10 protein-coding genes are annotated in these 15,387 nt (G+C 40.7%); all 10 read right to left on the bottom strand.

The annotated features are described in order from the left end of the window. Positions 1-2 precede the first annotated feature (2 nt). Positions 3-947: an aldo/keto reductase gene (locus tag QFX10_RS06955; RefSeq protein WP_280605532.1), complete on the bottom strand. Its 945-nt coding sequence runs from the start codon at positions 945-947 to the stop codon at positions 3-5. A 105-nt stretch (positions 948-1,052) separates the two neighbouring features. Continuing rightward, positions 1,053-1,493 (bottom strand): MerR family transcriptional regulator, encoded by a 441-nt coding sequence (locus QFX10_RS06950; protein WP_280605531.1) that lies wholly within the window; start codon positions 1,491-1,493, stop codon positions 1,053-1,055. A gap of 87 nt (positions 1,494-1,580) precedes the next feature. After that, on the bottom strand, positions 1,581-2,240 hold the full coding sequence (locus QFX10_RS06945; protein WP_280605530.1) for a DNA alkylation repair protein: 660 nt from the start codon (positions 2,238-2,240) through the stop codon (positions 1,581-1,583). Positions 2,241-2,406: 166 nt separating this feature from the next. Beyond that, a complete protein-coding gene (rlmD, locus tag QFX10_RS06940; protein ID WP_280605529.1) occupies positions 2,407-3,792 on the bottom strand; it encodes a 23S rRNA (uracil(1939)-C(5))-methyltransferase RlmD in 1,386 nt (461 codons plus the stop codon). Positions 3,793-4,075: 283 nt separating this feature from the next. Continuing rightward, positions 4,076-4,519 carry a DUF3021 domain-containing protein gene (locus tag QFX10_RS06935; protein ID WP_280605528.1) on the bottom strand — a complete coding sequence of 148 codons (444 nt, stop codon included), beginning with the start codon at positions 4,517-4,519 and terminating at the stop codon, positions 4,076-4,078. A gap of 1 nt (position 4,520) precedes the next feature. Beyond that, the gene (locus tag QFX10_RS06930) at positions 4,521-4,952 is read right to left on the bottom strand and encodes a LytTR family DNA-binding domain-containing protein (protein WP_280605527.1); all 432 of its coding nucleotides are present in this window, start codon (positions 4,950-4,952) and stop codon (positions 4,521-4,523) included. A gap of 190 nt (positions 4,953-5,142) precedes the next feature. Beyond that, positions 5,143-10,929: a Rib/alpha-like domain-containing protein gene (locus QFX10_RS06925; RefSeq protein WP_280605526.1), complete on the bottom strand. Its 5,787-nt coding sequence runs from the start codon at positions 10,927-10,929 to the stop codon at positions 5,143-5,145. A gap of 511 nt (positions 10,930-11,440) precedes the next feature. Then, positions 11,441-12,466, bottom strand: coding sequence for a diacylglycerol kinase (locus tag QFX10_RS06920; protein ID WP_280605525.1), 1,026 nt, complete (start codon positions 12,464-12,466; stop codon positions 11,441-11,443). 23 nt (positions 12,467-12,489) lie between these two features. Beyond that, positions 12,490-13,923, bottom strand: coding sequence for an Asp-tRNA(Asn)/Glu-tRNA(Gln) amidotransferase subunit GatB (gatB, locus tag QFX10_RS06915; protein WP_280605524.1), 1,434 nt, complete (start codon positions 13,921-13,923; stop codon positions 12,490-12,492). Next, complete coding sequence (gene gatA, locus QFX10_RS06910) at positions 13,923-15,386, bottom strand: Asp-tRNA(Asn)/Glu-tRNA(Gln) amidotransferase subunit GatA (RefSeq protein WP_280605523.1); 1,464 nt, start codon at positions 15,384-15,386, stop codon at positions 13,923-13,925. Before gatA ends, gatB begins: the two co-directional genes overlap by 1 nt. Between the last annotated feature and the right edge of the window lies 1 nt (position 15,387).

The following is a 15,387-nucleotide window of genomic DNA, read 5'->3' as shown; positions in this document are numbered from 1 at the left end:
TTTTAAGCTTGACCTTCCCAGCCACCACTCGTATCAACGTCAGCTTTTTTCGCTAGTTCTTCTAAAATTTTGATCTCAGCTGGCGTCAATTTTAGCGTACTAGCCTTTGCCGCCTCTTCAACTTGTTTAGTAGCTGTAACGCCGATGATCGGTGTAGTTCCTTTACTGATCGCCCAAGCAGTTACGATCTGTGCCACGCTCATCTCATATGTTCTAGCTAAATTTCTTAACTCAGTCAAAAGTTCATTTAACTTCGGCAAAAGTGGATTATATGTTTTTCCACGGTTTGAATCAGCTGGCAAAAGATGATCTTTATCGTATTTGCCTGACAAAGCACCTTGTTCTAAGATCATATAGGAAAAGAACTCGATCCCATTTGCCTGACAATAAGCTAATAAACCGTCATCGATCGAATTACGATAGAGCAAACTAAAGTGATTTTGCACCGCAGAGAGCTTGATCCCCGCGGGCTTTAAAATCTCTTGGACGCGTTTGACTTGTGCTAAACTATGGTTCGAAACCCCTATACGTTTAACTTTTCCGCTCTTGACCGCTGCGATCAATAAAGGTGTAAAACGCTCAACATCAGCTGCATTATGAATCCAATAAAGGTCGATATAGTCAGTTCCTAAACGTTTTAAACTTCCAGCCAACATCTCGAGTAACGGTTGGGCTTTTGTATCATCTTGCAATCCAGGTGTGAATTTATCTGAGATCATAAATTGAGAGCGCTCATACTCTTTGAGTAATTCACCTAAGATCCGTTCTGAATCACCCTTTCCATATGCATAAGCTGTGTCAAAAAGATCTAGCCCGTTTGCTAAAGCAGTCTCAACGACTTCGCTTAATTCGGACGTATCTAATTTATTTCCAAAAACAGCATCGCCACCAAAAAGACCACTGCCCCACGACCACGTACCTAGTGCGATTTGTGCTTTTTTATCCATCATTTTCCCCCTAATATTTTGAATTTTACACGCCCAGTATATTACTTGTAGTTAACTACAAGTCAACTAAAAAAGATAGTCAGTCGCTAAAACTGACTATCTTTTTTAATCAAAATCTTTCCAACTAGTACCTTCATCGGCTAAGACGCCATATTCTTCAAAGTATGAACGGTCTTTTTTGATATCGCCTGTTTCATATAAGTTGATCTTATGTTCTAAACGTGTGATCGAACGGGCTAAATTTTGTTGTTTTTTGTAGAGTAACTCTAGTTGCTCTTTCAACAAGTTTTCTCTAGCAGCTAACGTCTGATCACCTTGTTCTAATAATTGGCGGTATTTGATCAAAGGCTCGATCGCAACGCCCGAGTGTCTTAGACAAATGACCATCTCTAACCACTTTAATAGCGTCGGTGTGAAGTAGCGCTTACCACCTGCAGTTCGCGGAACTTTAGGGAGTAGACCGATCCGCTCATAGTAACGCAATGTATTGACATTGATCTGATATTTTTGACTGACTTCAGTGATCGTATATGTTTCTTTTACCATCGTTCTCAACCTAACTAATTTTATCTAAAATTAGTATACCGCTTTGAAAAAGATCAGCAAGTTTAGTAAGTGCGCAATGTCATTCAATTAAAGATATTTGCTTGCTTCTTTAACACTTAACACATTCATTTTATCTTGCTGTTCTTGCATAAAATTGATCACCCACTCTCTATTTGTCTTTGAATACTCTCTTAACGCCCATCCGATCGCCTTATTTATGAAAAATTCATCTGTATTCAAACAATTTAGAATAATGAACTTTAGATTGCTCGGATCAGTTTTTTCTTTTAGCCTTAATTGATACTCTATTGCTGTTCGTTTTATCCAGATATTTTCTTCACCTGACCACTCCAACATCAATTTATGCGTTCTTTCATCCCTAATTGCTATATTGCCAATGACCTGCGCCAGAAAATCGATAGTATCCCACCAAGATTTAGTTATTATTAACTTTCTTATTTTGGGAATATCTTCATAAACTATAAATTCTTTCATTTTAAGCAGATAATCATACACAAGATACTGAAACTCTCTATGCTCATTCTCATAACATTGAAATAAAAAATCCCAATCTACGCTCCCGCTTCTCTGCTCATTTTTCAAAAACTCATTATAAAGCTTTCTCCTTTCAGGAGCCGAAATACCATAAAAAGGAAATTTGTTTTTCATATATTTCGACATTGAAGCAGCTTTTAGTTCATTTCTATTTTTTTTAAATCTCTCTTCAATTCTTCTATATTTATCCATGATTTCTGACCTCTTTAATATCACTGCGCTACTCATCTTTTAATTTTCCCAAACTCAGATCGTGGAAACTAGTGGTCAAAAAGACACCCGATTTCAGTATTTCAACATTTTTTTAATCAAGACAATAAAACGTACACTAAATATGAAACTCTTTTACTTAAGCACATCAAGCCGAAGGACAATTGGCTTTTTCCAATACCGTCACGCTCTCAACATGTGCTGTTTGGGGGAATTGATCGACTGGTAAGATCGGCTGTTTGACTGCATAGCCTAGTTCCATAAAGTACTTGAGATCACGCACTAAGGTCGCTGGGTTACAGCTGATATAGACGATCTTTTGAGGTGCCATTTTCACTGCACTTTCGATCAAACTTGGTGCCAGGCCTTTGCGTGGCGGGTCGACCATGATCACATCTGGCTTGATCCCAGCTTCTTGCCAAGTAGCCATCTGTTCTTCAGCTGCCCCAACTTCAAAGACTAGATTATCTAAACCATTTAAAGCTGCATTTTTCTTAGCATCTGCGATCGCTGCTTCAACGATCTCGACCCCATAGACTTTTTTAGCATGGCGGGCCAGTGAAAGCGAGATCGTACCGATCCCACAATAGGCATCGATCACTGTTTCCTTACCAGTTAGCCCAGCGCGGGCGATCGCTGCTTGATAAAGTTTTTCGGTCTGACTTGGATTGACTTGGTAAAATGATCTGGCCGAGATCTCAAAGTTCAAACCGTTCAACTGATCAGTGATAAATTCTTTGCCAGCTAATAAGACCATTTGCTCGCCTAAGATCACGTTGGTCTGCTTAGAATTGATATTTTGTTGCAAGCTGACTACATCTGGACATGTCGCCATGATCTCGGAAACGAGCGCTTCTAAATGTGGGATCTTCTTTTGGTTAGTCACTAAAACGACCATCACTTCACCAGAATAGTGCCCTCTGCGCACCATCAGATGTCGTAAAAGCCCTTGATGTGTCGTTTCGTCATAAGCTGTGAGCCGGTATTTTTGTAAGATCGCTAGCACTTGTTGAATAACTTCATCGATCCGCTCATCTTGGATCAAAAAATTCTCTAAAGGTACAAAGTTATGACTTCCCCGTCTAAAAAAGCCCGCTTTGAGTTGGCCATCGATCATCCGTACAGGGACTTGAGCTTTATTGCGATAGCCATACGGTTCAGCCATGCCTAACGTCTCGTCGACTTTTAAATCGGTCAAATGCGCTTTGACTAGCAGATCTTTTATAAGTTTTTGTTTGAACTTTAATTGTTCAGGGTACGCCAAATGTTCAAGGGGCGCGATCCCTGTTTGAAGGTATTCTTTCCCGCTACCTTCAACGCGGTCTTTACTTGTGACTAACCGTTTCAAAACTTTAGCATAACCAAAATTTTTCCCAGCTTTCAAAACATGGAGCGCAACGACTTCACCTGGTAAAGCGTCATCACAAAATAAGGGATACCCTTGAACTTTAGCGACTCCCATTCCTTGATACGTCAGATCAACGATCGTTGCTTCTAACTTTTGATTTTTAGCTACTGGTATCTTTGTTTTCATATAATTCCTCACCTATTTTTTCTCATTACTCTACTATAACATTTTTTAGCACACGAAAAAGCAACCATCAACGATATTCTGATGATTGCTTTTAAGCGCTTCTATATTACCTTTTTCTCCGCAAAATGAAGACAAATCTTTTATCCCCTAAACACACTTGTCCTCTAGAAAACGTTCTTTTCTAAATCACTTATTATTATAAGTTAATATTAAAATTTTCTAAATAATATTTCAAATCATTTTGGCGGATCATTCCATATTAACGTTTTTATTATATAAAAATTTATTTGACCTTCTGGTTGATCCGCTTGACCTCTATCCAAGCTGAAATGAAATTGATCAGATAGATCGCTAAATATACACAAGTATAGGTGACTAAAAAACCTGTGCTTGCTTTTAGATCATGCGGGAACCACCCTGCCAAATAAGCTAATGGAAAGAAGAAAAATAATGTTACTAAATAATGCGTGAGCGACATTTTCAGAAGCCCCCATTTTTCTTGTTTAAAGATCTTAGCTGTAAAGTAAAAGACGATCCCCATCAAAGCCCATAAAACTATCGAAGCGATCATTGCTCCAAGTGATGTTTTGAATTGTGCCATAAACCTTGGCGTTGAAGGCGCGTAAACACCTTGCCCAAAGATCCCAGAAAATACTACCGATAAAATGACTCCGATTGTGATACCGATCGTGAGTGCTGCTATTAATTCATGAATGATTTTCTTCATCTTAGATCCCTAACCTTTCTCTTAAATTTTTAACACAGCGTCTGGATACAAATGTCGTCATGCCGTTTTTTAACTTCAAAACGATCGTACCGCCCGACGTTAATTCCAAATGATCTAAATATTTTAAGTTAACTAACTCTGCTCGACTGATTTTAACAAAATCAGGTGGTAAGATATCTAATAATTCATATATTTTTTTGCGCACATAATAATTTCTTTTATCTGTTTTAGCATATACTTTGCCGTTGATACTCTCAAATGAATATACTTTAGTGAGATCGATCAGTTTGATAACTTTTTCGTCGTAACCCCAAAGTTGTTTATCCGTACTAAGAATCTGGATGACTTGTTGAAGTTTAGGTGTCATTTCTCGAACATGAAATTCGACCCATTCTTCAGATAATGTCGGATCTATCTCAAATTTACTTTTCATTTTATCACCCCCTCCTCATTTATATCTTAGCAAATCTTCCATTGGTATTTAATTTATTTAAATGAACGGTCACTAAAAAACACTAACTGGTCTTTAAAACCCTTTAAACGGCACTAAAAAAAACCGAGTGTCCAAAACTTAAAAGTTTTAGACACCCGGCTTTGATCAGTGACCTATGTTTAGTCAAACATTAGTCTTTTTTCTTCTTACGATCACTTGCAGCTCCTAGACCAAGTAATCCTGCCAAGGCAAGTAAGACTGTACCTAAAGTTGAAGTTTTTTGCGAGCTTACATCACCAGTTTGTGGTAATTGTTCTTCAGCATTAGTCATCTTATTTTGTGTTGGCATGTTTGTTGGGGTGATCGCTGTTTGTGTTTGCGCTTGCGCTTTAGTTTCTGGCATTCCCATAGTTTGTGTTGGGTTATCTTGCGATCCTTGTTGTTCATTCATCATTTCAGGTGCGATGACTTTGATCTCTGTCTCAACAAGGTCAAATGATCCATCTGGATAGATCACTTTGATCACACCCGTGACCATACCTACTTTAGAAGTATCTGGCATTGTTGCCCATTCAAAACGCGTACCTTCTGGAAGTTCTTCTTTATTCTTGATACCTGCGGCTGGATCTGGTGTCTCACCTGGTTTGACAGTGATCGGTTGCCCTTCTGGCATATAGACATCAGCATCTGTTCCTACTTTCACTTTTACTGATACTTCTTCACTTGAACCATCTGGGTAAGTCACTACGATCGTGCCTGTCTTTTCACCTGGTGTTGTTGTATCGATCGGTTCTTTCCATTCGTACTTCGTTCCTTCTGGCAAGTCACCTTTATTCTTGATGCCTTCCGCTGGATCTGGTGTTTCTCCTACTCCAGTCTTCACATCTTGACCTTCTGGTGTGTAAAGATCAGCGTCTGTTCCTACTTTCACTTTCACTGGTACTTCTTCACTTGAACCATCTGGGTAAGTCACTACGATCGTGCCTGTCTTTTCACCTGGTGTTGTTGTATCGACTGGTTCTTTCCATTCGTACTTCGTTCCTTCTGGCAAGTCACCTTTATTCTTGATGCCTTCCGCTGGATCTGGTGTTTCTCCTACTCCAGTCTTCACATCTTGACCTTCTGGTGTGTAAAGATCAGCGTCTGTTCCTACTTTCACTTTCACTGGGACTTCTTCACTTGAACCATCTGGGTAAGTCACTACGATCGTACCGTCTTTTTCACCTGGTGTTGTTGTATCGACTGGTTCTTTCCATTCGTACTTCGTTCCTTCTGGCAAGTCACCTTTATTCTTGATGCCTTCCGCTGGATCTGGTGTTTCTCCTACTCCAGTCTTCACATCTTGACCTTCTGGTGTGTAAAGATCAGCGTCTGTTCCTACTTTCACTTTCACTGGTACTTCTTCACTTGAACCATCTGGGTAAGTCACTACGATCGTACCGTCTTTTTCACCTGGTGTTGTTGTATCAACTGGTTCTTTCCATTCGTACTTCGTTCCTTCTGGCAAGTCACCTTTATTCTTGATGCCTTCCGCTGGATCTGGTGTTTCTCCTACTCCAGTCTTCACATCTTGACCTTCTGGTGTGTAAAGATCAGCGTCTGTTCCTACTTTCACTTTCACTGGTACTTCTTCACTTGAGCCATCTGGGTAGGTCACTACGATCGTTCCGTCTTTTTCACCTGGTGTTGTTGTATCGACTGGTTCTTTCCATTCGTACTTCGTTCCTTCTGGCAAGTCACCTTTATTCTTGATGCCTTCCGCTGGATCTGGTGTTTCTCCTACTCCAGTCTTCACATCTTGGCCTTCTGGTGTGTAAAGATCAGCGTCGGTGCCTACTTTCACTTTCACTGGTACTTCTTCACTTGAGCCATCTGGATAAGTCACTACGATCGTGCCGTCTTTTTCACCTGGTGTTGTTGTATCGACTGGTTCTTTCCATTCGTACTTCGTTCCTTCTGGCAAGTCACCTTTATTCTTGATACCTTCCGCTGGATCTGGTGTACTACCGATGTCTGTTTGGATATCTTGGCCTTCTGGCGTGTAAAGATCAGCGTCTGTTCCTACTTTCACTTTCACTGGTACTTCTTCACTTGAGCCATCTGGGTAGGTCACTACGATCGTGCCGTCTTTTTCACCTGGTGTTGTTGTATCGACTGGTTCTTTCCATTCGTACTTCGTTCCTTCTGGTAAGTCACCTTTATTCTTGATACCTTCCGCTGAATCTGGTGTGCTACCGATGTCTGTTTGGATATCTTGACCTTCTGGTGTGTAAAGATCAGCGTCTGTTCCTACTTTCACTTTCACTGGCACTTCTTCACTTGAACCATCTGGATAGGTCACTACGATCGTACCATCTTTTTCACCTGGTGTTGTTGTATCAACTGGTTCTTTCCATTCGTACTTCGTTCCTTCTGGTAAGTCACCTTTATTCTTGATACCTTCGGCTGGATCTGGTGTGCTACCGATGTCTGTTTGGATATCTTGACCTTCTGGTGTGTAAAGATCAGCGTCGGTGCCTACCTTCACTTTCACTGGCACTTCTTCACTTGAACCATCTGGATAGGTCACTACGATCGTACCGTCTTTTTCACCTGGTGTTGTTGTATCAACTGGTTCTTTCCATTCGTACTTCGTTCCTTCTGGTAAGTCACCTTTATTCTTGATGCCTTCAGCTGGATCTGGTGTGCTACCAATATCTGTTTGGATATCTTGACCTTCTGGTGTGTAAAGATCAGCGTCGGTGCCTACCTTCACTTTCACTGGCACTTCTTCACTTGAGCCATCTGGGTAAGTCACTACGATCGTTCCGTCTTTTTCACCTGGTGTTGTTGTATCGACTGGTTCTTTCCATTCGTACTTCGTTCCTTCTGGCAAGTCACCTTTATTCTTGATACCTTCGGCTGGATCTGGTGTGCTACCGATGTCTGTTTGGATATCTTGGCCTTCTGGTGTGTAGGTCTCAGCATCTGTAGCAGCTGCCTTATATTGTGCGGTATATTCTGCTGTCGTCTCAAAAGTTGCTGGTAGGGCTGGCGACCAAGCTTCAGCACCATCTTTTTGTACGAACCCTTCATTTGGAACAACTGTTGGCAAGGTAAGTTCTGCCAGATCCGTTCCTTTTTTCACATCAAAGATCGTACTTGCACCATCAGCAAATTTCCCATCAGTTCCAGCATTAAAGGTCACACGTACATAACCTTCAGGAATAGGAGCACTTGGATCGTTAGTCCGATCAATGATCTTATCTAAGACAGTGACTTCTACCGTTGTCTTGTCTGTTGAGCCATCTGGATAGATGACTGTTACCGGCACATTGTAGACCCCTGGCGTATTGCCATCTGGGAGACTAGAAATATCATCAACTGTGATACTTGGTTGATTTGGTCCAGCTGGATACTCTGGAGCAAATGTAATTGCACCGATAATATTTTCTTCAGTTGTCGCTTCGCCAAAAGGTTTAACGATCGGAGTAGCGACTGGTTCATATTTAGCGCTTTCAGTATCTTTTACAGTGATCGGCACTTCAACGAGTAACTCGTGGATATAACTTGGATCAAATTCATCTGGGAACGAAACTTTGACTTTACCAGTTGTCGTTCCAGGTGTTTTTAGATCGGCAACTGCCGGCACTTCTTCCCATGTATAGGTTGCACCAGTTGGAAATTCACTGCTATTAGCGACCCCATCTTTTGCAGTCGGTAGTAAAGCAATGATCTCTTCTTTAGTTGCAGTATCACTTAAGTCTGGTTTAGTCGCTGTCTCGAGTGCCTGTGCTGTTGGAGCTACACCAACGGTCACAGTCGTCGTTTGTGGTTGGCTATTGTCAACTGCATTTTTATCGCCACCATTGTCAAATTTACTCTTAACTGAGACCGTCAATTCCGTCCCAGCTGCTTGACTTGGGATATCCACACTATACGCAAAGTTCTTTACATCCCCATCACCTTCACTGAAGGTCGGGGTGATCGTCGTCGTTCCAAGGACATTTCCATTTTTATCTAGAACAGTAATGATCTGATCAGCTGTTTCATTGCGGTTGATCGCCACGATACCTTTAACGACTGTTTCTGTCTCATAAACATTGGAAACATCTGGGATCGAAACGTATGGATTGGTCTTATCAGCATCTTCTTTTGCATCTGGGATGTTATCCCCGTCAGAATCACTAAAGCTGATCAAACTTGTTCCGATACTATTTCTGATCGCTTCATTTGTGCTATTAGCAAAGTAGACTGAGAAGAGAAGATCTTTGTCTGCGCGTCCATTAGCTTTCATATCAGCAAAAACCTCTTCGATCGGTCTATTCAAACGGAAAACTAAACGTGTCCCGATCGGTTCAGGTAATAATGGGTTGGTCGCAACGATATTTGTCAAACCATTTTTTGGTACGATCTGACCGACCCCATTGTCATTTAACGTTACAGTAAATTTAGCAGGATCGACTTTATTTTTTGGATTATAAACTTGCGTCATATTTCCAGCTGAATCTTTATAAAAGAAACCGTCAAGTCCGTTGAAATCACGCATATCTAATTCAACATTGTAAGTCCCATCGGCATTCTTTTCTAAATATTGTGTAAGTTCTTTATCGATTTGGAAATTCAGAGTCCAACCTTGCCCGTTCGTATAGGACCAAACAGGACCTTTCTTTTGAGCAGCATAATCAACAATGATCCCACCATTGCCATTTGGATCGCCTAAATTATCATAACCAACTTGTGTCGTCGAACCTAAGAAGTAATCTCCACCGATCACACGATCATCATCAGAGATCGTAATGTCATTTAATGGATTACCTTCTGTGATAAAGAAGCCTTGGGAATCGTCTCCTTCCAAAGACCGTTTTGTTTGCGCATCATACACATAAATATTGTAGATCAGTGGATTATTAGCTACATCACCTAAAGCAGTCAAGGTATTTTTAACACTATCTTTCAAGGTGATCTTGCCTAACGGTGCGATATAACTAGCTGAGATCGCCGCACCACCAAAAATACCGCCTTGCGCATAGATAAATGGGATCTCCCAAATATTTGATAAAGTTCCGTCAGAATTGATCACACGGGTGAAAGTCCGACCTGCATTAGCGTTATAATTATCAGCTGGGTTCAACGTGATACTTTCGACCATATCTGCCATACGCTGATCTAATTGGATCCGGATCTTATAACGTTCTTGTGAATTCGCCCCTTGCATGTAGTGGGCAACAGTAAATGGGATCACATTACCGTCTAAGATCGCAGTTCCAGTAAGCTTGTCTGGATTCATCGAGATCGTTGAGAAAGTATAGTTATATTCTGTTTGTGGAACACTGATACCACTTTCATTTCCGATCGCATCGGTCGAATTCGACGGCCATTGTGAAGAGTCACTAGCTGCAAATGTCGTTATACCTCTCTCTTGGGTATTTGCTTGTTCTGTCAACGCCTTATCTTCAGTTGAAGTTGGTGCAGGCGCTTCAACAGGTTCGATCTCTAGATCTTTGGCTTGTGTTGTGGTCGAAGCTTCAGAAGTTGGAGTTTCTTCAAGAGTTGGAGTTACAGTTTCTGTGGCTGGAGCGTCCATTGCACTATCGTTTGGGAGCGCTTGCGTTTCATCTGTAAGCTCAGTTGTTGGCGCCTCTTGTTCTGTAACATCTTCTTCCTGAGCAGTTGGCGTTGTTTCTTCAGCGATCGTCGTAGCTTCAAGCGTAGGATTCGTTTCAGCTTCTGATCGCGTTTGTTCATCTTCTCCTGTATCTTCACTACTAAATGGAATCACATTCTCATCAACTTCAGTATCACTTGGTGTGACTTTTTCAGTCAAAGGTTCGCCTGTGTTCTCATTTGCAGAAACACGATCATTTCCGACCGTTAAAACAAATGTAGATCCGATCAAGACCGAAGCAACTCCGATAGTGAATTTTTTGATCGTAAAGTGTTGACTTCTTGGTTCTAACTTTTGAGCTTGTAGCTTACGATTATTTTTTGAAAGCATTGAAAATTACCTCCATTCATACTAGATAAAAACAATTCTTAATATCAAGTTATTACAACCAAAGTTTAACTTTTTATATTAAAAAATTCAAATTATTTAACTTAAAAATTAATATACGATAATTATTTTTTAAGTTTTGAATAATTAAAAAATTATTTAGAACTACTATCGATATTGAAATGTAAAAAATAAAGCAATTAAATAAATATTTTTATCTTTATTTATGTAAAATAACAATAATTATTACCTTATTTAATTTTCACAAATTTTTTTGATATTATTGCAACTGATCTCTTTTCTCAAAGTAAGCAAGATTCAGCAATGAAAGTTTCAAACATTGGACCTCCTTTTAGTTACACCTTACTAAATACCAGTAGCTCCAAATACTGATCGTCAATAATTCTACCCAAACAAATAGCCTGATCCCAGAACAAATACCGGGATCAGGCTACCTAGACCTTGATTATTTAGTTGTCTATTTGACAAAATTCAAAAGCTGCTCTTTAACAGATCATTTATCATCTTTATCTAGTTCAAGCAATTGATCACTATCTAATTCTTGGACACCGTCAACAAAATTTTTCTTAGCATCGTCGATCGCTTCTTTTGTTTCAGTGATCGCTCTGTCAGGAATATCTTTAGTATTAGCAAAGATCTCGATATGACGCTTTAAATTCTTGAATTTCATTGGGGCATCACCACCATATTCGCCATCAATGTTGATCATCATTTTAGAATCAACTGATTTAGCCACAACTTTTGCTGTTTTGACATATAAGATCCGCGGATCATTGATATGTTTGCCTCCATTCAAGACCATCGTGATCAAGCGCATGATCTCGATCAAATTACCCGTTTTGACAACGATCAAAGTAAATTTTCCATCGTCTAAACTTGCATCAGGCACGATCTGTTCAAAGCCCCCGACCGAGTTAGTCAGCGCTAAGAAAAACATCGAAGCTTTGTCGTCAAATACACCATCGTCATATTCTAAATGCATTTTGATCGGTTTGACTCGTGGTAATAATTCAGCACCTTTGACTAAATAAGCTAAATATCCAAAGAGCGTCTTAAATTCAGATGGGACTGAATAAGTCAATTCACTCAAAAGACCACCAGCAGCAATATTGACAAAATATTTATCGTTTGCTTGTCCGATGTCCATTTTGACCGTTTCACCTTGAGCGATAACTTTAGCGGCCTCGATCGGACTTTCTCGTGGGATCTTCAATGCCCGAGCATAATCATTAGTCGTACCAGCTGGAATGATCCCAAGTTTGGGACGGTGTTTGAGGGGAGCGATCCCATTGACGACTTCATTGATCGTTCCGTCGCCACCAGCAGCAATTATCAAACTAAAACCAGCTTTGGCTGCACGCATCGCTTCATTTTTAGCTGAGTTTGGCTCTGGAGTTGTCGCAAAAGCACTCGTCTCGTAACCTGCGCGCTCCAAAATATTTAAGATCTCAACGAGGTCATGCTTAAGGGCTTCACGTCCAGATGTCGGATTATAAATAATACGACAACGCTTTTGCATAACGATTTCCTCTCTTTATTTCTTTATCTTTGCTTTAAGCTTGCCATCAAAAGCTTATTGACGACTTTAGGATTAGCTTTACCATGAGTCTGTTTCATAATATTTCCGACTAAGAAACCAACAGCACGATCTTTCCCATTCTTAAAATCTTCGATCGATTGTTCATTATTATCTAAAACTTCATCAATGATCGGTTGTAAAACAGCAGGATCAGATAATTGCACCATACCTTTAGCTTCGACCCAAGCTTTTGGTTCAGTATCGTTTTGAATGATCTCTTTAAAGACTTTCTTTGCGATCTTTGAGGAGATCGTTTCGTCAACGATCAATTTGATCATAGTTGCTAAATGTTCTGGTGTTAGAGCAGTTCCACTTAATTCAACTTTATTTGCGTTCAAATAGGCACTCACTTCACCCATTAACCAGTTAGCCGCCAATTTAGCATCAGCGCCAGCCGCAACTGTTGCTTCATAAAAATCAGCCATCTCTTTAGTTTGCGTCAAGACATTAGCATCATATTCTGTGATGCCCCATTCATTGACATAACGTTGACGCCGTTTCTCAGGCATTTCAGGGATCGAAGCTTTGACTTCATTGACCCATTCATCGGAGATATGCATTGGTGGTAGATCTGGTTCTGGGAAATAACGGTAGTCACTCTTACCTTCTTTGACACGCATCAAGATCGTCTCACCTGTTGTTTCATCAAAACGACGTGTTTCTTGTTCGATCTTACCACCTGCTAAGATCACTTGAGCTTGGCGTTTGGCTTCGTATTCAAGACCTTTTCTGACGTGTTCAAATGAGTTTAAGTTCTTCATTTCAGTCTTAGTTCCAAACTTTTCGGAACCGATCGGGCGAACTGAGATATTGACGTCAGCACGCATCGAACCTTCTTCCATTTTCACATCAGAAACACCTGTAAATTGGATGATCTGACGGAGTCGTGTCAAATAAGCGTAGGCTTCTTCAGGCGAAGCGATATCTGGTTTAGAAACGATCTCGATCAAAGGTGTCCCTTGCCGGTTAAGATCGACATAAGAATAACCATCGCCTGCATGCGTGTTTTTCCCTGCATCTTCTTCGACGTGCATTTCTTCGATCCCGATCTTTTTCTTTGTTCCGTCTTCTAATTCGATCTCAAGCCAACCGTCATGTCCGATCGGTGTTTGATTTTGCGTGATCTGGTAAGCTTTTGGATTATCAGGATAAAAGTAATTTTTACGATCAAAATGGATATCACGTGCGATCTCACAATTGAGAGCTAAGGCTGCACGCATTCCATATTCTAAGGCACCTTTATTGAGCTGAGGCAAAACACCAGGATAGCCCCAATCGATCACGTTTGTATTCGTATTTGGTTCAGCTCCATAAACGACTGGAGCTGGCGAATAAGCTTTTGAAGCTGTTTTCATCTCAATGTGGACTTCAAGTCCGATCGTTGTTTCAAAATTCATTAGTTTTTGCCTCCGATCATTGGTACTTGTTTATGGAAGTCAGTTGCTTGCTCAAAAGCATAGCCTGCCTTATACAGCGTATCTTCTCTAAATTGTGGGGCGATCAATTGCATCCCGATCGGAAGACCGTTAGCAAAACCAGCTGGTAATGACATTCCTGGAAGTCCAGCTAAGTTGACTGGGATCGTCAAGATGTCATTCATGTACATTGTGATCGGATCATCGATCTCATCCCCTAGACCGTAAGCGGTTGTTGGAGCTGTTGGTCCTAAGATCAGATCATAGTCTTTAAAGACATTAGCAAAATCTTGGCAGATCAATGTCCGAACTTGAGCCGCTTTCTTAAAGAATGCATCATAAGTCCCAGCTGAAAGCGAGAACGTCCCTAACATGATCCGCCGTTTTACTTCATCACCAAAGCCTTCAGAACGTGAACGTACATAAACATCTTCTAAGTTTTTAACGTCTTGAGCACGGAAGCCATAGCGGATCCCATCAAAGCGTTGTAAGTTAGACGAAGCTTCTGAAGACGCGATGATGTAGTAAACTGGTACCCCATATTTACTATACGGTAAAGATACTTCTTCAACAGTTGCACCTAATTTTTCAAACGTCTTGAGCGCTTCTTTGATCGCTTCTTTAACTTCTGAAGCGACCCCTTCACCCATATATTCACGTGGAACTGCGATCTTCATTCCTTTGATATCGCCATCAAGTCCTTTGGTAAAATCAGGAACTTCCCGCGTTGAACTTGTAAAGTCACGACTGTCATGTCCACTGATCGCATTCAAAACGTAAGCATTATCTTTGACTGTTCGAGTCAAAGGTCCGATCTGATCTAAACTTGAAGCAAATGCGATCAGACCGTAACGAGACACACGACCGTAAGTTGGTTTGACCCCAACGATCCCGTTATAAGCTGCTGGTTGGCGGATCGAACCACCAGTATCAGAACCTAAGGCAGCTAAAACTTGTCCTGAAGCAACAGCTGCCGCCGAACCACCCGAAGAACCACCTGGAACTTTAGTTTGATCCCAAGCATTCTTTGTTATTTTAAAAGCTGAAGTTTCAGTCGATCCCCCCATCGCAAATTCATCCATGTTGAGTTTACCAACATTGATCATTTGTGCAGCAGCTAATTTCTCCATGACTGTTGCGTCATAGATCGGATCGAAATTACCGAGGATCTTACTTGCCGCTGTCGTTCGCAGATCTTTTGTAACGATATTGTCTTTGATCGCGATCGGGATCCCTGCTAACACATTATTTTGATCAAAACCATTAGCATCCAAAGCTTGAGCTTGTTCTATAGCTTTTTCTTCGTTTAAGGTCAAAAAAGCTCCGATCTTTTGATCACGTTGTGCGATCGTTTCAAAAGTTTTCTTTGTTAGTTCTGTAACACTGAGTTCTTTTTTTACTAAGCTTTCATGCAAGCTCGTCAGATCGTTTGTAAAATAATCCATC

Origin of the sequence: Ligilactobacillus faecis (assembly GCF_029889745.1) — a bacterium.
GTDB lineage: Bacteria > Bacillota > Bacilli > Lactobacillales > Lactobacillaceae > Ligilactobacillus > Ligilactobacillus faecis.
This window is presented reverse-complemented; position numbering and strand designations above follow the sequence as displayed.